At 44.3% G+C, this 24,560-nt stretch carries 21 protein-coding genes and 2 pseudogenes; 13 read left to right on the top strand and 10 right to left on the bottom strand.

The genetic code is table 11. The annotated features are described in order from the left end of the window. The first annotated feature begins 110 nt into the window (after positions 1-110). The 4 genes from ohr (at position 111) to AC3CID_RS16525 (ending at position 3,311) form a co-directional block, all read left to right on the top strand. Positions 111-533: an organic hydroperoxide reductase Ohr gene (gene ohr, locus AC3CID_RS16540; RefSeq protein WP_135457044.1), complete on the top strand. Its 423-nt coding sequence runs from the start codon at positions 111-113 to the stop codon at positions 531-533. Between the two features lie 185 nt (positions 534-718). Then, positions 719-1,027: an ArsR/SmtB family transcription factor gene (locus AC3CID_RS16535; RefSeq protein ID WP_029225261.1), complete on the top strand. Its 309-nt coding sequence runs from the start codon at positions 719-721 to the stop codon at positions 1,025-1,027. Positions 1,028-1,181: 154 nt separating this feature from the next. Continuing rightward, positions 1,182-2,522 (top strand): aldehyde dehydrogenase family protein, encoded by a 1,341-nt coding sequence (locus AC3CID_RS16530; protein ID WP_488527725.1) that lies wholly within the window; start codon positions 1,182-1,184, stop codon positions 2,520-2,522. A gap of 9 nt (positions 2,523-2,531) precedes the next feature. Continuing rightward, on the top strand, positions 2,532-3,311 hold the full coding sequence (locus AC3CID_RS16525) for a 2OG-Fe(II) oxygenase family protein (protein ID WP_488527724.1): 780 nt from the start codon (positions 2,532-2,534) through the stop codon (positions 3,309-3,311). 93 nt (positions 3,312-3,404) lie between these two features. Here the strand turns inward: AC3CID_RS16525 and AC3CID_RS16520 are convergent, their stop codons facing one another. After that, complete coding sequence (locus tag AC3CID_RS16520) at positions 3,405-5,384, bottom strand: methyl-accepting chemotaxis protein (RefSeq protein ID WP_488527723.1); 1,980 nt, start codon at positions 5,382-5,384, stop codon at positions 3,405-3,407. Between the two features lie 401 nt (positions 5,385-5,785). On the opposite strand from AC3CID_RS16520, the gene AC3CID_RS16515 reads away from it, so the two are divergent. Both AC3CID_RS16515 and AC3CID_RS16510 read left to right on the top strand, forming a co-directional pair. After that, positions 5,786-5,959, top strand: a complete 174-nt coding sequence (locus tag AC3CID_RS16515) for a hypothetical protein (protein ID WP_162838716.1) — start codon at positions 5,786-5,788, stop codon at positions 5,957-5,959. A gap of 154 nt (positions 5,960-6,113) precedes the next feature. After that, the gene (locus tag AC3CID_RS16510) at positions 6,114-6,698 is read left to right on the top strand and encodes a TetR/AcrR family transcriptional regulator (RefSeq protein ID WP_479273027.1); all 585 of its coding nucleotides are present in this window, start codon (positions 6,114-6,116) and stop codon (positions 6,696-6,698) included. 113 nt (positions 6,699-6,811) lie between these two features. Here AC3CID_RS16510 and AC3CID_RS16505 read toward each other — a convergent pair whose 3' ends face one another. After that, entirely contained in the window at positions 6,812-8,677 is a 1,866-nt protein-coding gene (locus tag AC3CID_RS16505) for a fructose-specific PTS transporter subunit EIIC (protein WP_135457037.1), read from the bottom strand. Positions 8,678-8,904: 227 nt separating this feature from the next. Here AC3CID_RS16505 and AC3CID_RS16500 point away from each other — a divergent pair, with 227 nt between their 5' ends. Then, entirely contained in the window at positions 8,905-9,243 is a 339-nt protein-coding gene (locus tag AC3CID_RS16500) for a PTS fructose transporter subunit IIB (RefSeq protein WP_017074509.1), read from the top strand. An 8-nt stretch (positions 9,244-9,251) separates the two neighbouring features. Beyond that, positions 9,252-10,025 carry a PTS sugar transporter subunit IIA gene (locus AC3CID_RS16495; protein WP_054546248.1) on the top strand — a complete coding sequence of 258 codons (774 nt, stop codon included), beginning with the start codon at positions 9,252-9,254 and terminating at the stop codon, positions 10,023-10,025. A gap of 44 nt (positions 10,026-10,069) precedes the next feature. On the opposite strand, the gene AC3CID_RS16490 is transcribed toward AC3CID_RS16495, so the two are convergent. Continuing rightward, positions 10,070-10,909, bottom strand: a complete 840-nt coding sequence (locus AC3CID_RS16490) for a helix-turn-helix transcriptional regulator (RefSeq protein WP_146455526.1) — start codon at positions 10,907-10,909, stop codon at positions 10,070-10,072. 378 nt (positions 10,910-11,287) lie between these two features. Between AC3CID_RS16490 and AC3CID_RS16485 the strand changes: the two genes are divergently transcribed. The 4 genes from AC3CID_RS16485 (at position 11,288) to AC3CID_RS16470 (ending at position 16,646) form a co-directional block, all read left to right on the top strand. Next, a complete protein-coding gene (locus AC3CID_RS16485) occupies positions 11,288-13,192 on the top strand; it encodes a PTS fructose transporter subunit IIABC (protein ID WP_054546246.1) in 1,905 nt (634 codons plus the stop codon). A gap of 92 nt (positions 13,193-13,284) precedes the next feature. Next, complete coding sequence (gene manA, locus AC3CID_RS16480; RefSeq protein WP_065206329.1) at positions 13,285-14,502, top strand: mannose-6-phosphate isomerase, class I; 1,218 nt, start codon at positions 13,285-13,287, stop codon at positions 14,500-14,502. Positions 14,503-14,767: 265 nt separating this feature from the next. Next, on the top strand, positions 14,768-15,208 hold the full coding sequence (locus AC3CID_RS16475) for a PTS sugar transporter subunit IIA (RefSeq protein ID WP_488527722.1): 441 nt from the start codon (positions 14,768-14,770) through the stop codon (positions 15,206-15,208). A gap of 13 nt (positions 15,209-15,221) precedes the next feature. Further along, on the top strand, positions 15,222-16,646 hold the full coding sequence (locus AC3CID_RS16470; protein WP_488527721.1) for a PTS fructose transporter subunit IIBC: 1,425 nt from the start codon (positions 15,222-15,224) through the stop codon (positions 16,644-16,646). Positions 16,647-16,849: 203 nt separating this feature from the next. Here AC3CID_RS16470 and AC3CID_RS16465 read toward each other — a convergent pair whose 3' ends face one another. The 7 genes and pseudogenes from AC3CID_RS16465 to AC3CID_RS16435 all read right to left on the bottom strand — a co-directional run bounded on the left by AC3CID_RS16465 (position 16,850) and on the right by AC3CID_RS16435 (position 23,532). After that, complete coding sequence (locus tag AC3CID_RS16465; RefSeq protein WP_488527720.1) at positions 16,850-18,355, bottom strand: putative bifunctional diguanylate cyclase/phosphodiesterase; 1,506 nt, start codon at positions 18,353-18,355, stop codon at positions 16,850-16,852. Positions 18,356-18,580: 225 nt separating this feature from the next. Then, positions 18,581-18,823: pseudogene (locus AC3CID_RS16460) on the bottom strand (diguanylate cyclase domain-containing protein); the annotation flags it as partial. Next, positions 18,816-19,072 (bottom strand): annotated as a pseudogene (locus tag AC3CID_RS16455) (LysR substrate-binding domain-containing protein); the annotation flags it as partial. The pseudogenes AC3CID_RS16455 and AC3CID_RS16460, both read right to left, overlap by 8 nt. Positions 19,073-19,321: 249 nt before the next feature. Next, entirely contained in the window at positions 19,322-19,732 is a 411-nt protein-coding gene (locus AC3CID_RS16450) for a cytochrome c3 family protein (protein ID WP_114635682.1), read from the bottom strand. 15 nt (positions 19,733-19,747) lie between these two features. Then, positions 19,748-20,347: a cytochrome C gene (locus AC3CID_RS16445; protein ID WP_488527719.1), complete on the bottom strand. Its 600-nt coding sequence runs from the start codon at positions 20,345-20,347 to the stop codon at positions 19,748-19,750. Between the two features lie 79 nt (positions 20,348-20,426). Further along, the gene (locus AC3CID_RS16440; protein ID WP_065206335.1) at positions 20,427-21,476 is read right to left on the bottom strand and encodes an ethylbenzene dehydrogenase-related protein; all 1,050 of its coding nucleotides are present in this window, start codon (positions 21,474-21,476) and stop codon (positions 20,427-20,429) included. A gap of 430 nt (positions 21,477-21,906) precedes the next feature. Continuing rightward, the gene (locus AC3CID_RS16435) at positions 21,907-23,532 is read right to left on the bottom strand and encodes an ABC transporter substrate-binding protein (protein WP_488527718.1); all 1,626 of its coding nucleotides are present in this window, start codon (positions 23,530-23,532) and stop codon (positions 21,907-21,909) included. A gap of 174 nt (positions 23,533-23,706) precedes the next feature. Between AC3CID_RS16435 and mpaA the strand changes: the two genes are divergently transcribed. Beyond that, entirely contained in the window at positions 23,707-24,462 is a 756-nt protein-coding gene (gene mpaA / locus AC3CID_RS16430) for a murein tripeptide amidase MpaA (RefSeq protein WP_488527717.1), read from the top strand. Positions 24,463-24,560: the final 98 nt, after the last annotated feature.

Genomic DNA, 24,560 nt, shown 5'->3' with positions numbered 1-24,560 from the left:
ATTAAATTGTGCACAATATACTTGCGCGCTCAAATTTTATCAATTAAGCTAGCTTTAAAATTAAGTTGTGCGCAATTTAATTTTACACAATTCAAATAAGGACGAAAACAATGACAACACTCTACACAACTTCTGCAACAGCAACAGCAGGTCGTAATGGCCAAGTATCAACTGATGACAATCTGCTTTCAGTGGCGTTGAGCTACCCTAAAGAGATGGGCGGTACAGGTGAAGCGACCAACCCTGAACAACTGTTTGCTGCGGGCTACTCTGCGTGTTTCTCAAATGCTCTACTTCACGTAGCAAAAGAGATGAAAATCAAAATCGCATCGGCGCCAACGACTGCAACGGTAGGCATTGGTCCAAATGAGAATGGTGGCTTTGCTTTAACCGTTTCACTAGCCGTTGAACTCGATTTAGATCAGGAACAAGCTGTTACGCTTGTGAAAACGGCTCACCAAGTCTGCCCATATTCAAATGCAGTTCGTGGCAACATTGATGTGAAATTGTCGGTTAACGGACAAGCGCTTTAGTTCTTGGTTCTTGGTTCTTAAAGCATAGAATGAGAACCTAGAACTTAACGATGAAAATCAACACGCCGACGATAAGCGTGAATGACATTCTTACCTCAATGAAGCTAAATCAGGATATCGAGATATTGCGATATCTTACTTTAAAGAGTATATTTCACGTTAATCGAAAACAGCAGCCAAACGCCATGTCAGATATGAATGAAGTTTTAAAATCAATCAACAACCCAGTACGAAGGGATATTCTTCACTGGCTAAAGTCGCCGCATGAGCACTTTAACCTAGAGAAACAACTTGTTGATACCGACGTTGAAGGGGTATGTGTCAGCATTATTCAAGAGAAAAGTGGCTTATCCCAATCGACCGTCTCGTCTTATCTCTCTAACTTGCAACGTGCAAAGCTGGTTACTTCAAAACGCATTGGCTCGTGGACGTACTACAAGCGTAATGACGAATACATCGAGACGTTTTTAAAAGAGTTATCTAACTCACTCTAACAAGCAGAATCAAAACAGACTGGGTGGATAACGCCGCCCATTTTAATCTTATCTATTTTCAGAAGATTAGATATCGAGATTTCTCGATATCTAGCTATTCAGATGTGTCATTAAATAGAAAAAATATACGAAAAATTAAACGGAGTTGGTAAACATGAGCAAGTCTATTCAATCTTTTAATCCTAGTAATGGAGAACTGCTTGGTGAGGTCAATAACGCCTCTAGAGATGAAGTAGTTCAAACGATTCGCCAATCAAAGGCAGCACAAAAAGCATGGAGAAAACTCCCGATAAATGAGCGCGTGCGAACCATTATTAGAGCTTACCAACACCTTGATCAGCATGCAGACTCCTTCTCAGAATTACTTGCCCGCGAAATGGGTAAAGATATTGGTCGTGCGATTGGCGAAGCAACAGGCGCGATTTATATGGGTCAGCATTATGCAGAAGAAGCACAGCGCGCGCTCAACACTCGCAAATTGTCGGGGTCAACAGAGCTTCAATATCGCCCACTTGGGGTTGTCGGTGTAATCTCTCCTTGGAACTACCCGGTGATGATGGCAAATAACCTCATCGTGCCTGCGTTAGTCGCGGGTAATACCGTGATTCTAAAACCTTCTGAAGAGACCCCTCTTATCGCTCAAGCATTCTTTGGTGAGCTACAGAAACACCTACCCGAAGGCGTATTAACAATTTTGCATGGCGACCGCGAAACGGGTAAGGCTTTAGTTGAAGGTGATATTCAAATGATTGCGTTCACGGGTTCTAAAGCAGCAGGCCAAGACATCATGGTTCGTGCAGCAAGCAAAGTGAAACGCCTTGTAATGGAGCTAGGCGGCAAAGACCCTATGATAGTGATGCGCGATGCTAACTTAGAGCAAGCAGCACGTTTTGCCGTCGCGGGCAGCTTTGAGAACTCAGGGCAAATGTGTACGTCCATCGAACGTATTTATGTTGATGAGCGAATCGCCGATAAATTCGAACAACGTGTTACTGAGATCGCCAATATGTACCAGATTGGCCCGTGGGATATGCCTAACGTAAACATAGGACCAATCATCAATGCCACGCAACATGGAAAAATCGCGGATCAACTAAAAGACGCACAGCAAAAAGGAGCAACTTTCCTTCTAGGCGGGATTGAACAACCAGAGCGTTATATCCGCCCTACTGTTATCACTGGAATGACTCCTGAAATGAAGTTAGAAACAGAAGAGACTTTTGGGCCAGTGGTCGCTATCAGTCGCTACTCTAACATTGAAGATGCGATTGAGCGCGCTAACAACAGCGAGTATGGGTTGGGTGCCGTGGTGTTCGGAAACCAAAGTGTCAATGACGTTGCTGATGAACTTGATGCTGGCATGGTTGGCATTAATCAAGGACAAGGCGGCAGTGGTGATGCTCCATGGGTGGGTGCGAAACAGAGTGGCCTTGGTTACCACGGCTCGGTTGACGGGCACCGTCAGTTTGCACAAGTAAAAGTGGTTTCAAAATAAGGATTCATGATGAATAACGAACAGAACTTCTACGTTGTTAGACGAGAATCAGGCACTCAGCGCAGTGACCTACCAGTATGGGCACCAAAATCGGCTAATCCATTTGCACTTGATAACCACGTAAACGCGGTGACACGCGTTGAAGTAAACAATGTACCGGGTGCTTTCCAACTAAGAGATGTGCTTCTTCCTGAAGAGGTTAAGCGCATACTCGATGAAGTCAACCAACTTGGTTTTACAGAAGATGCCGCAGTTTCTTTACCGAGAGAAGTTCGTCACAATCAGAATCTCAACTTGATCGCGGATACTGAAACCCTCGACATTATTTGGAAGCGTTGCAAAGATCATTTCGTTGATAAGTACGACCATTTTGCTGGTGTGAAACCACTTGGAATCAACGGTCGTTTTCGATTTTATCGCTACGATGAAGGGGATTTCTTTAAAATGCACACCGATGGCTCTTGGCCCGGTAGTCAAGTTGTCGATGGAGAACTGATCGATGACTCTTTTGGCGACCGTTGGAGCATGTATACCTTTTTGCTTCTCTTGAGTGATGATTTCGTCGGTGGCGAAACTCAATTCATGGTTAGCCATGATGACCCGAGTAAGCCTGCTCGTCGTCAAGGGCATCATCATGAGAGTGCAGATATAGAATCGGTTAGAACACCGAGCGGCAGCGTGCTTTGTTTTCCTCACGGTACTCACCCTGCCCATTGTATACACGGCTCAGCACCGATACTTTCTGGGACAAAATACATTATTCGTACTGATGTACTATTCGAGCTCTAAGCGACTCTACTGATCGTTTTAATTCCTAAAAAAATGTCCCGCACTAGGCGGGACATTTTTTATATAAGATAGAAAGCTTCTAGCTCTGAGATGCTAACTCTTAAACGTATTCGAGAGTTCTTTCAGTGATGTTGCCAATTCTGCTTGTTCTTTGGCTGTTGCTGCAATTTGAGTCGCGCCCGTCGTCGATTCGGTCGACTTCTGCTCAACCGCCACCACGTTCTGAGCAATGTCTTGTGTCACGACCGCTTGCTCTTCTGTTGCCGTTGCAATCTGCTCTGTCATGCTGAATATCTCGCTCACAGCACTAGAAATATCTTGTAGCGTTTGTTCTACTTCTCGCGAATCTTCAACCGCTCTTGATGACATTTTCTTACTGTTCTCAATCACATTGAACGCCGTTTGAACATCAGACTGTAGCGAACTAATGAAGCCTTCAATTTCCAACGTCGACTCTTGAGTGCGTTGAGCCAATGTACGAACTTCATCAGCAACCACCGCGAAACCACGACCTTGTTCACCTGCACGTGCCGCTTCGATCGCTGCGTTTAGTGCTAACAAGTTGGTTTGATCAGCAACCGACTTAATCACATCGATAACGCTGTTAATGTTATTGCTGCTTTCGTGTAGGTGGGTAATTTTCTCAGCTAAGCCGTTAATCTCAGATGCCAAGATTTCAATCGATTCATAAGAGTGTTGAACTGTGCTCAAGCCCTCTTGTGACTGTTGATCCACCATTTTCGCCGAAGTTGCCGTTTGCTGCGTTTTAGCCGCGACTTCATTCACGGTTGCCGAAAGCTCTTCAGTTGCCGTTGCAATCAGCCCAATTTGGTCTTGTTGCTCAACTAATGTATTGGAGTTGTATTGGCAAGTTTGCGCCGTCTCTTCTGCTGCCGAAGCGAGTGTTAAGCTTGATTGAGACAAGTTATCGATCACCTGAGAGAACTTCTCTAACGTTTCGTTAAGCGATGAAGATATCTGACCAAGCTCGCTCTCACCCAAGTAAGTTGCGCGAACCGTTAGGTCATTGTCATCACGAACCTTTGAAAGCACTAAATTCAGGTCTTTGACTCGAGTGGTTAGGTCTGTAATGGCTTTGAAACTGACAAAGGTTGCAAACAAAGTAATCACAACAAACATCGTGATACTGCCCATCATTGCTGATTGAGCTTGCTGAGTTTTCTGATCAGTCAATGCAATAAGAGAGTCTGCCAGTTGGTTCTCGGTCTTCTTCAGCTGAACAATGCGCGCCGTTGATTGCGCGAACCAATAGACAGGGTCGACATCAAATCCGCTCATTTTCGATTCAGCCACATCACGAAGCTTCTCGACTTCCGCGACCGAGCGGTCATTCAATTGTTGTTCAAAAAAGCGAATATTGTCTGGGTTACCCAGAACTTCAAAGTTCGAGAAATAGGTATTTTGCTCAGTCACCAAAGAGATGAATTTAACCAACATACCTGGGCCAAATTCATTTTTAGAAAAGGTGTTGTTGAGGACAGCACGCTCGATACCAGCTCGCTCTTTACCTTGCAAGAAATTGTAGTAAGCGATGGTTTCAGTAGTAATCGTCGAGTCTGAGCTCAGTTCCGCAATCAAAGCCGATACACTAAGCAGTTTTGCATTCAGTTTTGTGTAGTAACCTAACGCCTCAGAGAGTGGAATTGATTGAGAATCCACTCGGTTTCGAATCGTGGTTATTTGATTAAGGCTTTGGCTTATTTCACTGTTCAAGCGATTGATCTGTGGCAGATCGATATCAGCCGACTGCCAGTATTCGTTTCTCTGATCACGTCGACTATCCGCACTAGTACGTTGTGAACGTAATTCACTCACAAATTGAGTGCCTTGAGAGCCGATAAAGCCAGCCGTCATGCCTCGCTCTTTTTGCAACTCATGTACCAATTCACTGTAAACAACCGACAAGCGTGTCAGTTGATTCAATGATGACATTTCACTCGTCGTTTCTACGCCTTTTGAAATCGCAGAAACACTGAGCCATAGAAACCCTAAGATCGGCAAAATAAGCAAAGCAATGATTTTTTGCTTAAAAGACATATCGGATAATTTCATTTTTATTCCCTAGCAGCTAACAAATCTCTATCTGTCATGTAATTAGACACACTTCTAAACCGGCATGCTCTTGTTGAGATCATATAATTATTCAGTTTTAACAATTACCGTTCTATATCGACGGCAATCGATAAATCTAACACTTAACCTTACAAAACTCATTGATTTATTTATAAAACTGCAAGCTATGCAACCTTAGTAGCCATACAAATGCGTGCAACAACATTTTATTGGCGGAGTGACTAAAAATTGACAGTTTTTGCATAACCATAAAGAGGTAGATCGGCACTCGCAGTATAATCCTTACCAAGTAATGCACTCGCGATCATCTATAAATTCAACATCAAATATGTATAATGCCGAGCTCTTAAAATTAACGTAGATGCATAATTAGAGGTTTTATGAATTGTCCTGCTTGCGAAGAAAACATTGGATGGGAGTGGGTAGAAGAGGCAGCAATTGAACCCAACGAAGAATTCAACTGCCCAGAATGCGATGAAACTCTAATGTATACCATTGATGAAGGCACCTATTACGGCGCGCAACATAAAACTGTAGAAGTAGTCGACGCGTAAATTACAGCCTTGTGGCTACACACTGGCCACTTTATTTCAAATACTTAGCAAATAACTAAACTAAGCGGCTTACTTTCTTGCTGGCTCTTCTTTACTAGAACGGGCGTTCAGCATAAAATATTGAACATATGTTCAGATTAATGAAGTAGATGTTATGGCCAAGACAGCGAAGTTCGATAGACAAGATGTAGTAGACAAAGCAACTAACCTGTATTGGGAAAAGGGCTTTCACGCGACTTCTATGCGCAACCTGCAAGACGTGATTGATATGCGTCCGGGAAGCATCTACGCGACGTTTGGCAGCAAAGAAGGACTGTTTAAAGAAACATTGGCTCGTTATACCGAACTTGGCATCCTAAATCTGAATCGCTTTCGCAGTGAAACGGATTCTCCAATCAAAGCGCTCGAAAACTTCGTAAAGCGTGCCGTTGTCGAATCTAAACAGAGCTCTCCTAACGGCATGTGCATGTTAGCTAAAACGGTTGCTGAACTGACTAACGAGCACGCAGAATTATTAGCAGAAGCGAAGAAATCATTAAAGATCATGGAAGGTGAATTCGCCAAGTTGATAGCTGAATCACAAGATCTAGGTGAGATAAGCAAAGAGCGAGAACCCGCTCAGCTTGCTCGACATGTTCAGGTTCAGATCGCGGGTCTGCGTACCTATGCGAAAACATGCGACGACATCGAATTACTCAACTCGATGGTTGAGGACGTATTTAAGTACCACCCTTTTTAGAGGCTGAACTTATATAAGTTCAGACCATATAAAAAGACGCCCAAGTATTATTATCAATACTTGGGCGTCTTTTTATTTATCGCTTTTCAGCCAATCTCAAAAGCCGATTACTTTTATACTTTCCTCATGATTAACGCCTGTGCATTAAGCATGGCTTCTTTGGTGCTGACATCTAAGGTTTTAACGTTCGCAAAGCGCTCGACTTCTTTGATTGCCACATCGTGAGCAAAAATCACTAGCCTAGCTTTTTCAATATCTTTTTGTGTAATGCGATTGCCTATCCCGTTTGCACCTTGTGTTTCGACTTTTATCCGAACCCCAAGATGATGCGCCGCCTTTTCCAAAGACTTAGCCGCCAGAAAAGTGTGCGCGACACCTGACGGGCAAGAAGTAATAGCAAGTACATCAGCTTGCCCTTCTTCCGTTACCGAACCACCCGCAAATTGATTAGAGCGAGACTCATCTTCAACCACATTCTTTTTAAGCAGTATCACGATCGCAGCCGTCGTCAGTGCACCCGCTAACGTCCCAACAATGTAGCCAATCTTGCCATCAACCACAGGCAAAACAATCCAGCCCCCCCAAGGAGCATGGTTTACTACATGGAACATAAAGCCAACCACGTTACCGACAATGCCACCAGCCACAACCGCAGGCAGAACACGCGCAGGATCGGCTGCTGCAAATGGGATTGCACCTTCACTGATGCCAATCATTCCCATAATACCTGCTGCTTTACCTGCTTCGCGTTCGTCTCGTTTAAACTTCTTCGGCGATAAGAAAGTCGCCAGCGCCATACCTAATGGGGGTGTACAAATGGCAATGCCAACACCCCCCATTAACCATGGCTGAGTATTCACCTGAGTTTGTGCAAACAGCGTGGCTACTTTGTTGATTGGGCCGCCCATATCAAACGCGGTCATTGCACCTAGAATGCTACCCAGCACCACTTTTCCTGAGCCAGCCATGCCAGTCAGCATTTGATTCATCTCAAGCATCACCTGCGCAATGGGGGCACCAATCACCCACATCACAGCCCCACAGGTAACAAAAGTGCCGACAAGCGGATAAATGAAGATAGAGCTCAGCGAGATCATGCTGTCTGGCAGCTTGATCTTCTTAAGTAGATTAACCACAAAGCCTGCGAAAAAGCCGACCACAATCGCACCAAGGAAACCAGTGTTGTATTGATTAACCGCCACCCAAGAACCAATCATGCCTGGTGCTAAACCCGGTTTGTCTGCCATTGAATACGCGATGTAACCGCCGAGCACGGCGGTAAAAAGCGTTAAGCCCGCAATACCCATTTGTGCAATGTCAGCCAGAACGCCGCTCTCTGGAACGGCACCGTGACCAGACATCATTACAGATAAAGACAATAGAACACCGCCCGCGACCACGAATGGAATCATGTGTGAAGTGCCGTACAACAAGTGTTCTTTAAGGCGATTGAGAGATTGAGCCCAAGGGCTGAGCGGCTCGATGTACACTTCATGATAGTTGGAGGCGTAGCTGTCGAAAGAGTCAGAATTGGCTTCGAGAAACAACTCTAAAGCTTCCTCTACCGACTCCATCGCCTTTAATTTTGTAACAAAGTCATCTTCAATCAGTTTGGTCGATATTTGAGCCAATACCTCGATATGATGATCATCATTGTTATCGGGTGAAGCGAGCATGAAGAACACATCAGACAATTCACCACCGTCGGCCCCATAATCGATTCCAGAACGACTGATACCAACGGCGACAGCAGGTTTAGCTACGGCTTTACTTTTCGCGTGTGGAATCGCAATACCATCATCAAATCCAGTATTACCTATAGCTTCACGCTTCCAGATATCATCAAGGAAATCACTTTTACTCGAGAGCTTACCGGCACGGTCGAGCAGTTCAACAAGCTCTTCAAATACCGCCTGTTTCGAGTCTGCCTGTAATTCCAAGCAGATAATCTCTGGCTCGATAATATTAGTGATATCCATATGCTGCCTCGTACGAGTGCCTATTTAAGTAAATGAGCTAAAGAAGTTAATGAGATGAAAAGATTAACGACCCAAGGCTTCTCAATATATAGGACGAAAAGTGCATTAACTGGATAATTGTAACCAAGAACTCAGAGTGTGACGTCCACCTTTGAATTAAAAACGGCAATCCATAAAATCCACAGATTCGGATAATAGTATCTGATCCACACAAGCCGAGAATAATAATGAGAATTGTAGCGGTAACTGCGTGCCCTACAGGCATTGCCCATACCTACATGGCAGCGGATGCATTAGTTAAAACCGCCCCTAAGTTCAACGTTTCAATCAAGGTTGAAACGCAAGGTGCGATGGGTATTGAAAACTTACTGACAGATCACGATATCGTGCAGGCTGATAAAATCCTGATCGTCTCCGATATCGACATTGAACAACCAAACCGATTTGATCCTGCGAAAACCGTGTTGATCTCAATGGAGGAAGTACTGTTAAGCGTCGAAAAGGTCTTTATCAAGCATTGTCGTGACCTAAAACCTTGTCGTGATACGAAGCCTTGTCGCAGCTAATCCTCGGTATGAATGAATATCAGATCACCTTCTTCGTAGACGACCCAGCGGCTAATTCTCACGTTGCGCAGCCTCTCACCCGTTTGGCGAAGAAGTTCAAAAGTAACATCCGTATTATCAACATCACTCAAAATCGAACGGCCGATCTATCCAAATCTGTCGCGATGTTACAAGTCGGTCTACTTCGTGGTGATTTGTGTCAGATAACCGCTGTTGGTATCGATGCGGAACTGGCGTGCTTTGTTCTTAAAGACATAATCGCCGAGCATTACGCCATGGTTGGATCGCAAGTAAACCATGAGTTCTCTAACGATTTGATTCAGCGTATGCCGCAGATATGCCCACCTTGCGAGATCAAATGGCATCATGCCAAAGCACAAACCCAATTAACCAAATTCGAATGCTTAAAAGGACTCGCTCACTTAGTTCACCCAAACGATCCTGATGAGCTTATTCTGGCTTTCATTAAGCGAGAAGAACGCTCTTCAACGTGTGTATCGCCGGGCATCGCATTACCTCATGTGATGTTTGAATCGACCAAAGATCTTTCCATCGCGGTCATCGTCAGTGACGAAGCGATTGATTGGGCGTCTCAAATTGGCCAAGTACACGTTGCCATCGCACTTGTACTGCCAACCAAACCACAAAGAGAACATATTGTAGCGGCCACCAATCTAACCAGAAACCTGCTTCATGATCAGGTCAATGAGCGTTTACAGAAGACCCGCAGCAGCGTCGATTTGCAGGCGTTGCTGATGTATATCTCGTCACGTCTTATATAGTACTTCTTAACGGGATAGATCTGATTACCTATACAAACAGTTCGCTAGATTGACCCACGATATTGTGTCGGTGTTCTTCCTGTTCGATTTTTGAACACTCGACAAAAGTAATTCACGTCCTTGAAGCCACAACGCACCGCCACTTCATTGAGCTTGAAGTTGTACTTTTTGAGCATGAACTTGGCACGGTCGACTCGCACGCGTGTGATGTATTCTGCCAGCGTCATATGGCCCTGCTGGCGGAACATTCGTGACAAGTGATTGGATGAAATACTAAAGCGTGAGGCAATGCTGTCTCGGGTTATTTGGCGATGGAAGTTCTCTTGAATGTAGATACAAATTCCCTGATACACATCCTGCACTCGGCTGTGAGACTTCTCGACCGGCGCATCCAACATCGACTTACTGTATTGCAGTAGAGCCTGTAGCAATAACTCATCCATAGGCTGCTTGTTGCTCTCTCTTGCTAGTGAGCTAAGCGCCTCTAGAATGTTATCAATCGCAAACCCAGATCGAGTCTGAATACTGTGCTTTTGAATATCGTAAAAGCTCTCTTCCCCTTTGCGCTTACTCACCAAACTTAAACCCAGCTGACGACGCCCAAACAACATGCTCAACACAGAACAATCGGTATCCCAATTAGGCTTATTCCAGCAATTAGGCGGAATGAAAATCGCATCTCCGGTTTTGGCAATAACGTTAGTGATCTTGCGATCATGACTTTCCATTTCATTAATATACTCTCCGTCTAGAACCAGCTCTAAACGCGGAAAGTTCACCTGATAACTAAAAGCTGAAGGCGTATGAAAATCTCCAGCAAACCAGATGTTATGAAACGCTTCTCTCTCATTTAGCACCGAGGAGATTAAGTCATGAAATATCATTATTCGAACTCTAGTGGGCAGCAATAAGGCTACGAGAATAGATATACCCCTTAGTGAAACATAGCGCTATTGAGCAAAATCACAATTTGAGATCTAGGTTACAAAAATCCAGTCTTAGAAATAAATATCCAGTCTAGAAACTGATAAAGAACGCCATTTAAAAAATAAACCACTACGCCACAACCTTTATAAATAAAAGCCTCGTTGCATTATCAACGCTGTCAAGACAGGCCTAAAATCGACTGTTATACCGATCAAAATCACACTCTTTTTAGAACGCAACAATCATCCAGTAAATGCATTTTTTCTGCACTACAGAAGGTGAGTGATCAATTCCAGAATACCCATTACAAAATAAAAACGTATTAGGGGTTCATTATGATCACGACATTGATCAATCAAGATTTGATTAAGCTTTCGCTTAGCGCTAATTCAAAAGAAGACGTATTTAAAGAGCTAATAGACGTGCTTTATGCACAGGGTCGAATTTCAGATAAAACACAATTTCTTGCCGATATTAAGGCGCGTGAAGCACAAGGTAATACTGGCTTTGAAGAAGGTATCGCCCTTCCACACGCGAAAAGTAGCGCGGTAATCAAACCCGCGGTTGTGATCGGCGTCCACAAGCAGGGCATCGACTACGGCGCAGATGACGGTCAGCCATCCAAACTCTTTTTTATGATTGCCTCTCCAGATGGCGGCGATAACCATCACATCGAAGTTCTAGCAGAGCTTTCTTCAAAACTGATTGAAGAAGGCTTTATCGAAAGCTTCATGAATGCCGAATCAGAACAAGCGGCGTTGGAACTACTGCTTACTAAACCTGAACCATCAACAATTGAAACCAACGTTGAGAAGCAAGGCTTCATCATTGGTGTGACAGGCTGCCCAGCTGGCGTTGCACACACTTATTTAGCAGCAGAAGCACTTGAGAAAGGCGCGGCGGCACTTGGTTACGACATCAAGGTCGAAACCAACGGTTCTATTGGTGTTAAAAACAGCCCAACTCAAGAAGAGATCGAACGTGCTGACGCGATTGTCGTGGCTTGTGACAAGCAGGTCGACATGGCGCGCTTTGCGGGAAAACGCGTCCTCAGCACCAACGTAAAAGCACCAATCAAAGACGCACAAGGTTTGATTAAGCAAGCGCTCAACGCACCAAGTTATCAAGCAGACCAAACGCCGACCAACCAATCTGTTGTAGAAAAAGCCTCACAAGCGCGTTCAGACCTTTACCGTTACTTGATGAATGGCGTATCACACATGATCCCATTCGTAGTAACTGGCGGCCTATTGATCGCACTTGCACTGGCCATTGGCGGCGAGCCAAGTGAATCCGGCATGGCGATTCCTGCGGGCAGCATGTGGAACCAAATTCTAGAAGTCGGTGTGGTTGCCTTCACATTGATGATCCCAATCTTGGCTGGCTACATTGCTTACGCGATTGCTGACCGCCCTGCCCTAACCCCTGGCCTTATCGGTGGTTGGATTGCTAACAACGGCTCTTTCTATGGCGCTGACGCGGGTACTGGCTTCATTGGCGCAATCATCGCCGGTCTATTAGTGGGTTACTTCGTTAAATGGATCACCTCGTTTAACTACCACAAATTCGTTCAACCGCTTGTGCCTATCATGATCGCTCCGATCACTGGCTCTTTGTTCATCGCAGGTCTGTTCATTTTTGTTATCGGCGCACCTATCGCTGGGCTGATGGATGCGCTTACTGCACTACTAACGAGCATGAGTACAGGCAACGTGGTTCTGCTTGGCATCGTCCTTGGTGGCATGGCCGGTTTCGATATGGGCGGCCCATTCAACAAGGTGGCATTCCTATTCTCGGTCGGCATGATTGCGAGCGGTCAAACTCAATTCATGGGTGCAATGGCGTGTGCAATTCCTGTTGCTCCACTGGGTATGGCTATCGCAACCAGACTTGGCCGTAAGTTCGACCTATTCGAGTCTTCTGAAATTGAAGCGGGTAAGGCAGCAGGTGCGATGGGCTTGGTGGGCATCTCTGAAGGTGCGATTCCTTTCGCAGCTCAAGACCCGATGTCGGTTATCCCTGCCAATGTACTTGGCTCAATGACGGCAGCGGTTATGGCGTTCTCATTTGGTATCACCAACAGCGTTGCCCACGGTGGTCCAGTGGTCGCTTTACTAGGCGCAATGAACTACCCACTGCTGGCACTCCTGTGCATGGCATCAGGTGCGGGTGTGACTGCAGTGACTTGTATCGCGCTTAAAAATCTACGCAAAGCCAAGCTAACGACAGCAGCGGCTTAAGCCATTTCAACTCCAATGGCTTGAGCCCTTTTACTCTCCTTTTTTTAGGAACGAATAGAGCTCAAGCCATGTTTCCCTTCATGGTGATTTCGATGTCTGATTTTTCTTTAGCGAACGACTCGTTCGTACAACGCTTTTTCTACCCTATGACCAACGTGATTCAGAACTACGCATGGGGTAGCCCTTCTTCGTTTAGCCAACTGTTTGGTATTGATAACCAATCTGGTGAGCCGCAAGCGGAGATCTGGATGGGCGCCCACCCCAATGGTTGTTCGATGGTCACTGACAATGGTCAGCAAACCACGTTGTCGAGCCTTATTTCCAAGAACCTCAACCTGTTTCTAAGCGAGAAAGTGGCGAGTCGTTTTGGTGAGCTGCCGTATCTGTTTAAGGTATTAGCAGCAGAGAAAGCGCTCTCAGTTCAAGTACACCCGAATAAGCAACAAGCGGAATCTGGGTATGCACTCGAAGAGCAGCAAGGCATTCCAATGACGGCGGGCAACCGTAACTACAAAGATGCCAATCACAAGCCAGAACTGGTGTATGCCCTAACCGACTACACGGCGATGAATGGTTTTAGGTCGATCGACGAGATCCTTGAACATTTCCACTACCTCGATATTCCAGAGCTGCATTCGATGATCAACGATTTAGCGGGCGATCAAACACCGAATGGATTAGCGTGCTTTTTCGCAAGCCTGTTGTCTTTGGAAGGCGAACAAAAAGGAATGGCACTCACCATGTTGTTGATGAAGGCGAAGCTTTCAGATACACCTGTGTTCCAGTTGATTTCAGAGTTGGAACAACAGTATCCGGGTGATGTCGGCCTGTTTGCCCCGCTGCTATTGAATGTGATCACCCTAAAGCCAGGGCAAGCCATGTATTTGGATGCCGAAACGCCCCACGCTTACATCAAAGGGACTGGATTAGAGATCATGGCGAATTCCGATAATGTGCTTCGTGCCGGGTTGACACCTAAGTACATGGATATCAATGAACTAGTCTCTTGTACTCAATTCAATGAAAAGCCTGCGGATAGGTTACTGCTAAGCCCAGTTGAGCAAGGTGATGTAATGGAATACCGAATTCCCGTCGAGGATTTTAAGTTCTCTATCGTCCAGAATTCTCATAAGAGAGAGATCACTACTGAGGGCGCAGAGATCTTGCTGCCGCTCGATGAATCCATGGTGCTCACCCATCAATGCGGTGAAACCTGTGTGATAGAGAAAGGCCAATCGGTTTTCATTCCCGCTTATGCTGAGAGTTACAAACTGGATTGTGTTGGGCGTGTTGCACGCGCTTACAGTTAGTCAGCACTGAGAAAATCTAAATAAACTCACACTGGTCATGCCCTGCTTTTGCGGGGCATTTTTGTTTTTACGAAGCCTATTGGCGTATCAAAACATAATCAAAACGCTATTAAGTATGACCCGTATCACACTGCATTAATGATGCAAATCACACTTAATTTTGCTTGGTACAAATATGCAGTGAAGGGCTTTTATTTGCTATTTCGCGAATCGGGTTAATCCATTAATTTTAATTCAAGAACTTCAATAGTGAATGAGTTAATAAATGATCACACAGCTAACTAACGTCAACTTAATTAATAACAACCTTCAAGCGAAAAATAAAAAAGAACTGTTTGAAGAATTGGCAGGCATGTTATTTGAAAACAAGCGAATCAGCAGTAAAGAAGCCTTCTTGGCAGACATCGAAGTTCGTGAATCTCAAAGCATTACCTCAATGGACGGCATTTCTTACCCACACTCAAAAAGCAAGGCAGTCACTGAACCCGCAATTGCTGTCGGTGTTAAGCGTGAAGGTATCGAGTATGGCGATGAAGACGGCATCAATCCAACCGTATTTTTTATGATTGCCTCACCCGATAACGGTGCTGACCATCATATTTATGTACTACAAGAACTATTTGGAAAATTCAGTGATGAATTTATTCAAGATATCCATAACGCAAAAGACGAACAACAAATCCTTAATATTTTAATTAATTCATAAGGCGTAGAAAATTATGAGCACCCTAGCAAATCAAGCTACCAATACCAGTAGCCATTCTAATAATAAGAATAGTAGTAGCGACTATAAAAAAATCCTCAGTACTATGAAAGGTCACCTGCTTTTTGGTACATCACACATGCTACCTTTCATCGTAGCCGGTGGTGTTCTGTTGGCTTTAGCGGTAATGGCATCGGGTAAAGGCGCAGTACCTGCCGACGGCTTGCTGGCAGACATCTCTAATATCGGTATCAAAGGCCTTGTTCTTTTCCCAATCATTCTTGGCGGCTTTATTGGTTACTCCATTGCAGACAAACCAGCACTTGCTCCTGCTATGATTTCTTCTGGCATCATGGCTGACATGGGCGGCGGCTTCCTTGGCTGTATCGTGGCAGGCTTTATCGCCGGTGGCGTCGTCTTCCAGCTTAAGAAGATCCCACTTTCTGCGAACATGACAGCGCTGGGTGCGTACTTCATCTACCCGCTTCTAGGCACTTTAATCTCTGCAGGTATCGTATTGTGGGGCATCGGTGAGCCAATCAAACTGTTCATGTCTTCTATGAACGAGTTCTTAGCTTCAATGGCTGGCGCATCTAAGATGGTTCTAGGCACAATCCTTGGCGGTATGACTGCGTTTGATATGGGCGGCCCTATCAACAAAGTAGCGACCCTATTTGCTCAAACTCAAGTAGACACACAACCGTGGCTAATGGGCGGCGTAGGCATCGCGATTTGTACGCCACCTCTAGGTATGGCACTGGCGACTTTCCTATTCAAAAACAAGTTCTCTAAACAAGAGCAAGAAGCAGGTAAAGCAGCAGCAATCATGGGTTCTATCGGTATCTCTGAGGGTGCTATCCCATTCGCAGCGAATGACCCAATGCGCGTACTCCCTTCAATCGTTGCCGGTGGTATCGTGGGCTGTGTATTCGGCTTCATGACAGACGTTCTACTGCACGCACCTTGGGGCGGCCTAATTACTGCGCCTGTATCAAGCAACATTCCAATGTACGTCGTCGGCATTGCACTTGGCTCACTAACCACAGCCGTTATCGTTGGCTTCTGGAAACCAGTGGCTGTTGAAACCGATGAAGACATGGCTGAAGCGCCAGTACAAGCTCAAACAGCTCCTGTAGCAGGCGAAGGCGAGTACGACATCGTAGCTGTAACATGTTGCCCTTCAGGTGTTGCACACACCTTCATGGCAGCGAAAGCACTAGAGAAAGCAGGCTTAGCAGCAGGCCTTAAGATTAAGGTAGAAACTCAAGGTCAAAACGGTATTCAGAACCGCATCAGCGACCTAGATGTAGCGAACGCGAAGCTAGTTATCTTGGCTCACGATATTCAAGTGAAAGACGCTCACCGCTTTGCTAACGCGAACGTAATTGAATGCTCGACTAAGGAAGCGATGAAGAAAGCCGCGACTATGGTCGCTATTTAAAGCCAAAGGTTATCTAAAGCCAAAAGCTATCTAAAAGAATCAATAAATTAGTGAATGCTCACTATTGATAAAGTAACTACCCCCTAGTAACTAAAATCCCCATTCGTTTATCAACGAATGGGGATTTTTTATAGTTAGGCTAACAGTATCCTTCTCGATACAAGTCATCTGTATCCCTGCCGCTTAGATGAAAAAATATTACGTTATGTTGTTGAACATGGTTCTTTTTCAGGGGTAAGACTTACTTTTAACTGTTTGGAGGACATCGGGTAGCCCAGATAATAACCTTGGGCTTGTTCGCAATTTAACGTTTTTAAAATTGACAGTTGTTGAGCATTTTCAACCCCTTCAGCCACGACATTAATGCCAAACCCTCGCGCTATATCAATGATACCAGACGTTATGGCTCTAGAACGATAATCATCTTCTAACCCATTGATGTAACTGCGATCGACTTTGATTTCATCTACATCTAATTTGCTAAATATACCAAAAGAAGTATAACCAACACCAAAGTCATCTATCGAAAAGGACACCCCTTGTTTTTTTAACGTCTGAACAGCGATTGCACACTGATCTATATCTTTCAAAATAGCGGTTTCAGTGATTTCAAGACAAAGTAAGCGAGCAAACTCGGGATCCTTTCGTAGATATTCATCCAGATGGTTCATGTCATCAACGCTATTTAGCTCTACCGCTGAAATATTGACCGAGACACTATTCAGCTCATTCCCTAGTAAACCGTTAGCCCTAAGTTGTGACGCAGTCTTCTCTAGAACTAACGTAGTCAAATCACGACAAAAATGATTCTCTTCTGCTAGCGCGACAAAGATATCCGGTGAAACGACACCATAGCGCTCATGCGTCCAACGAGACAACACTTCCACGCCAGCGACAAATTTACTTTCAATGTTGTATTTAGGCTGAAACACAATATCAATCGCTTTGTCATCAATCGCTTTACGTAATTCTTGCACCATTTCTTGACGTTGACGTTCAAGCTCTGTGAGTTTAGGGTCATGAAACTCAATCATATTCTTGCTTTTCTTTGCTTCAGTTAAGGCGTGGGTTGCTGATGCCATAAGTTGCTTGGCATTGTTTCCATCAGAGGGGAATAGAGCAGCGCCAATACAACAAGTGGCGTTGATATCATAACGATAAGCACATTGGTTAAATCTACGATGTACGAGAGCAATGTAGGATTCAATATCTTCCTTATCATCGAGTTTGACTAAACATGCGAAACCATCGGAATGTACCCGTGAAGAAAGTGGTTGATGCTCAATAGGAAGTTCAATCGATCGGGCGATGTCTTTTAAAAATAAATTCGTATTTTCGAACCCAATCTGATCAGCTACAGATTTGAAGTTATCAATGTCGAGTAAGAAGAGGACATAATGGTCACTGGACTGGGACTTTTTTAGCCTTTTGTTTAAATATCGATAAAAAACGGATGGGCTATGAAGCCCAGTAACACTATCAAGATCGTTAGCGCTCTCTAAATCTCGATTATTTTTCCGAACCATTACCCATAACAAAGCAGACGTTAGAATGATAAATACCAGGCCTTTGACTGTCTGTGCTAAGGCGTGTTCTCGCAAGTCATTTGATAGTGATTCAACCGCGAGATCAGAAAATAAAACCCATAAAGATGACAGTATTAAGTAACTGAATACTATGTTGGCCGGATATCTTTTTGTCTTGTTCATCGTTAGCTGCTATCTCTCAGTCTAATGTGTCATGACTTATATGTTATAAATTGCTCATAACGTAGCACCAACATAAATCGCAATCTACCGCTCGCGTTTTTATTTTTAACTTTTGTTTACCGATTTTCGTCATCACTCTGCGCGACGAAAACCTTTTAAGGCTAAAACATGCCAAGAACAATTTGTGTGAATGCTAGGTATCCACTGAACTAACTCTTAGTCAAACTAGGAGTTGCTTACCGCTTTTGTTGGTATCGAGTAATTGTTATGTGACTCTTCAATCACAATTGTATTTCGTCCTTTAAGCTTTGCTTGATAAAGCGCCCTATCAGCGCGATCGACACAGTCTTTCCACTTTTCATTTTCTGATAGCAAGCTAATACCAAAACTAGACGTAATTGTTAGAGTTGGTTGTTGCTCAAGTTTGATCTTCTGAATTGCTGAGCGTAATTTCTCTGAAAGGGCTGCACACCAACTGCCAATGTTCTTGAAACAGTCGCTCGCAATGGGTGTCTTCGCTTTCGACCTTGCCGTTAGTCAGTTCGATATCAACATTCTGACAAGGGGTGGTTGATGGCCAGTCCACCAGCTGAATATCGAGCCTGATAAAAGAGTATTTTTTATAGAAGGGTGGCAGGCGAGGAAGGCTTCTAAACTTTTGAGCTGCTGGCTAACCGCCGCTTGAGTGACACAAAGCTCTCGGGCAGCCGCGCCAATGGAACCGAGACCAGCAACAGCTTAGAACGCAACAAGAGCGCGTAGAGGGGGGTAACATGGCTCCATTGAGCGATAGATCCAAGCTCGCATCAGACTTATCTATTCTTTGATGTAGCGATCTTTGGAATAACGCAGCTCTAGAAAATGCAGATATTTGCGAAGCACGCACCGCTTAAAGACGTTGAAGAGAGTAAACCCATCACATCTAAAGTAAGAGTACTCGCTCTACTATTTTAATATGATGAGTTTCTAGAAATTAAGGCTAGACGTATTTAAATAGCGCTCTAGCCTAACTGAATAAAAGTCTGATAATTCCTCGTCTTCTTCATCGTGGCAATCTATACAGCTATCCTTAGGATCAAATTCTTCATGAGGAAGGTGACACTCGACGCACTCCATCTCCTCGCTCTCTTTGTGCTTTAGATTATGCTGGCGCCCTTCGAGGTGACCAAAATCATCATGACACTCCACGCAGCTGTTATATTCAAACTCAAGATCGTCAGAAGGCTCTTCGTCTAGATGGCACTGCCCCGCACATGTTTCATCCTTTAGGTGAATATTCGCTAGATTATGCTCATCTGGATTAGGTAAATCTTCAGCGACCACCAGAACGCATACTCCAGCAAGTAACACACCAATTAAATATTTAGTCGTACTCATAAAACTGGCTCCTTCTTACCGATGCGACTTAAGCGCTTTCTCACGCAGAATAGCTTCATGGCAGGTTGCACATAGCCCAATACGGAACTTCTTACTGATACCGATAATCGGGTCTGAATCTCGATGTAAATTGTGGCAGTTGGAACATGTTAATTTGGTGGCGTGTACATCGTGGGTCCACTCACGGGCCCTCAAGCTTTCTGGAGAATGACAGGCGATACACTTTTGGTTTTGTTCGAAAATTGGTAAGTCGACATGATCATCGAATGGAATCACACTCACTAGATCAGAATCTTTGGGGTGAGAACCTTTTCTGCCATGACAAGCCGTACAGTTGTTGTAAAACTCGGTACTGGCATGTGCGCCTACAGAAGCGATGGCATCAATATTTTTAAGCAGACGCTTTTTTTGATGGCACCGTATACAACGCTTATTTTCCTTTATTAAAGTATGCATTCCCGCTTCATTGGTAATTTGGCTAGAAAACGGTTTTACATTATGGACAGTGGAATCCTGAACTGTTGACTCAGAAGAGAGCGATAACGGAATAAATAATATACTCAACGTGGTCAACACAAATAAATAAGAAACATATTGAGTAACTGTTTTGACCATAATAGTACTCTTCTGTGAATAAATGATTTGAGCCGATTATTTCGACACAAATCATTTCAGTTAGTGACGAGTGTTATACTTATTTAAACTCAAGATTTAACACACCACGATGGTATATATGATTAATTTGAGAGTTATCAAAAACCGCAACACCAAATGGATATAATTGGCTCAAATCATTAAATTGCACATCTTGCGTTTCTGAATTTTCACCCGTAGTGACAAGCTTACGCTTCATTTCAAGAGTCCAAATACCCTCTTTCCAAACAGCACCGACTTCGATATCACCACGAGAACCGGTAAATGGCTTACCCGTTAAACCTGGAATTCGTTCCAACTGATTGTAGTCAGGTGTAAATGGTTTCTTCCCTGAATCTAAAATCAGTAACGTTTCATTAGTCAAGTTATCTGATACATAGGCTGGCTGGCCGTCTTTTACGTTATTAACGTACCCACCACCTGTTTTGCTGTCACCTTTACGTCCCCAACCTTTGTTTTGTTCTGGATCAGTATTGCTATCGACGTATTGGTCATCGAGCTGGTTATGAACCGCAGTTCTCACACCTTTCCAGTGCCACATATCAATAAACTCACCTTCACGATTGGTGTATTTCCGTGCAGGGTTCTTGTCATCACGCCCTGCGTTTTTTCCCTTTTTAGCTCTGTGACACGCAGCATTACACCCCTTATCAGAAAAGCCTTCAGCATTGATATTCCAATAGACCGCAAATTTGTCTTCGTAGTAGGTATTGTCATGTCCGGTGTCATCTTTATTTTTTAACTGTTTCCATGAACCATCCTCTTGCTTAATCCAAGGAAAGCGGTCAATACTTTTGGTCGGATCGGCATAACTAAACAAGAAATAAATGTATTCATCGTCATACATTGATTTCATTTCCACGCTGGTTTTTTTAATACCCTCGTAGCCATTATTAGGCTTATACGGTAATTTATTCACCTTCTGAGTCAGCGGTTTAGCTTGATCCCAAACGGCATCAACGCTGCCATCGATAACTATATTTGAGGCAAGCTTACTGCTCTCTAGTATCTTGTCTTTTGCTTGAACAGCACTGGCTGGAATGATCATAAGTACAGCCACGGCTGATAGCGTCATCATTGAGTACTTCATTATTACCCTCCTAAATCCCATTGCTCTATTTATATAATTAAGCGTAGGAATGAATTAGGCTTTTTCAATTGATCGATATCAACTTAAATACAAATAGACTAAATAGAAAAATAGATATTTAGAACTCAACAAATAGAGGGTGATTTTTGCAGAAAACCTCAAATATTATAAATATCAATAGCTTTAAAGTGGCTCTTCGTAACGAATTCACAAATAATAATGGTTAGTATCGACTTCGAGCCTCAACGTTCATTTATAGGCAGCTAAAATTGCCTATAAATAGCCTTATCTAAAACAGAGATATAATAAAGGGACGTTAATCATATATTTATGTTCAACGTCCCTCTTCTTCTTTTTTTGATCTTTATGCGCTATTTCTTAGATCCGTCATGTCTTCAAACCACCATATCAGATCTCACAGTTAATCTATCTATTCTTTGATATAAAGATCCTTAGAATAGATGCGCCCTTCAACGTTGTTCTTAGCAAAACCACCGACACTTGGTCGCACTAGGCGAGCCTGCATGTAGTAATAGATTGGCGCGATAGGCATATCTTCAGCCAGTAACTGCTCCGCTTGATCATAGAAACCTTGGCGATCTTGCTCATTGGTTGCGGCTAATGCGCTGTCCATCGCTGAGTCGTACTTGTCGTTGTTGTAACGAGCAAAATTACCCGATGACTCTGAGCGCAATAGGCTCAAGAAGGTCGACGCTTCATTGTAGTCACCGCACCAAGACGCTCGCATTACATCAAAATCACCTTGCCGACGTGATACTAGGTAAGACTTCCACTCTTGGTTTTCCAGCTCAACTTGCGCGTCTAGATTGCCTTTCAGCATGGATGCAATCGCCACCGCAATCGACTTGTTCGATTCACTGGTGTTATAGAGCAATTTGAAATCTAATGGGTTAGACGCATCGTAGCCCGCTTCTTTCAACAGCTCTTTCGCCTTTTGGTCTCGTTCCTTTTGAGTCCATTCACTATATTCAGGCTGAGTCGCATCAAAGCCTGCCGTGTACTCATGGGCAAAGGTATAAGCCGGCAAGTTACCCACCTGAGTGACGCCATTGGTAATCACATCACGCATCATTGAGTAAGACACCGCTTTACGCACTCTCGCGTCATCAAACGGAGGTCGTGTGGTATTGAATGCGTAGTAATAAGTACACAGTAGAGGGACGGCGGTATAAGCGTCTTGATACTTTGTTTTCAGCTGTTGCGCCATATGTGTTGGTACATCAGACGTGATATCAACCTCACCCACCGCATAACGGTTAATCGAAGAATTTTGGTTCTCAAACGGAATGTATGTCACTTGAGTTAGGTTCGTATCTGAACTGTCCCAATAGTTAGGATTCTTCTTCAGTTCAATCCGTTCGTTAACCACCCACTCGTCTAAAACAAAAGCGCCATTCCCCACAAACTGCTTAGGATCGCTCCACGGCTTGTCGCTGTTTTCTAGCGTTGTCTTGTGAACTGGCATCATTGAGGTGTGGCCTGTCATCGCCACAAAGTAAGGCACTTTACTATCAAGCTCGAACTTCACCGTGTGCTTGTCAACGGCAGAGATACCTAACTCTTCAACGGGCTTCTTACCTTCCGCCACGTCAGCAATATTGCTGATTTGAGTAAGTTTAAGATACCAAACATTCGGCGAAGCCAGTTTCGGGTCGACCGCTCGTCTTATCGCATACACGAAATCATCGGCTGTCACCGGGTCGCCATTCGACCATTTAGCATCTTTACGCAGGTGGAATACAAACGTCTGGTTGTCTTCGGTTTCCCAAGATTCCGCAAAACCCGGGGTGATATTGCCATCGCGATCTTGGATCACTAAACCTTCAAATAGGTCGCGTAGAATGTGCATCTCAGGCAGGCCTTCTGCTTTCGCAGGGTCAAGCGTCGCAGCTTCTGCATCATTGGCACGCACCAAGTGTTGCTCTTTCGCCAGAGAAGTTCCGGCAGGCAATGTGTCAGCAACGGCAGTTACTGATATAAAAGGGGTCAATAAAGATGAAATGATTAAAGCCGTTGAATGTTTCTTAAAATCCATGTTTTTTTGCTCTCCTAGCCTATCTTTGAAGCAAAGTAATAAAATTAACAATGCGACGGTTGACGAGTTTTGACGCTATGGTTTATTTAAAGGGGTTCATCTAATGGACTTAGTTAATGAGTAATATAGCCAATAGTGAATACTTGATAGTACTTGATCAATCAGGAGATTAAGGTGAGTTTAATTCCAAGAACGGAAAGAGCTGCGTTTTCGATAAAGCCGCTGTCATATGGAAAATCGGTGTTGGGTGCACCTTTGCTCTATTTCCCCGCGCAAATAGAAAGCGAATCTCGCGGGCTAATTTTAGCAGGCACGCACGGTGATGAAACCGCATCTATCGCAGGTTTGTCTTGCGCCCTAAGAAGTTTGCCTGCCGCCAACTTACGACACGATGTGATCCTGTCGATGAACCCAGATGGCAATCAACTAGGCACTCGCGCCAACGCAAACCAAGTCGATTTGAACCGCGCCTTCCCGACTAAAAACTGGACAGAAAACGGCACCGTCTATCGCTGGAGTTCTCACACCCCAGTCAGAGATGTAAAAGTAAAAACGGGACAAGCCAACCAACTTGAACCTGAAGTGCAGTTGCTCATCAACCTCATCGAACAGCGCCAACCTAAATTCGTCATCTCTTTCCACGAACCACTCGCTATGGTCGACGACCCAACCCAATCTGAACTCGCCATTTGGCTGGGTAAACAGTTCAACCTACCACTTGTCGAAGACGTCGATTACGAAACCCCAGGCTCATTCGGCACTTGGTGCCAAGAAAGAAACCTACCGTGCATCACCGTGGAGCTACCACCCGTTTCTGCGGATCTGACTATAGAACAGTATTTAGATGCGTTTGTGGCAGTGTTGGGGGGAGAGGGAGGGCAGGTTGACTTATTGTTGGACAAAAGTGTCTCAGGACTTACTCTAAATTAGCAATTCGTGGATAACTAAAGGTATGGAAAAGTGAGTATTGGAGAGCGAGCGCGATGCGTAAAATCGCACTAGTAAAAAGGTTGGTTTAGATGCCGACT

It is taken from the genome of Vibrio sp. QJM3NY_21 (genome assembly GCF_057785975.1).
This window is presented reverse-complemented; position numbering and strand designations above follow the sequence as displayed.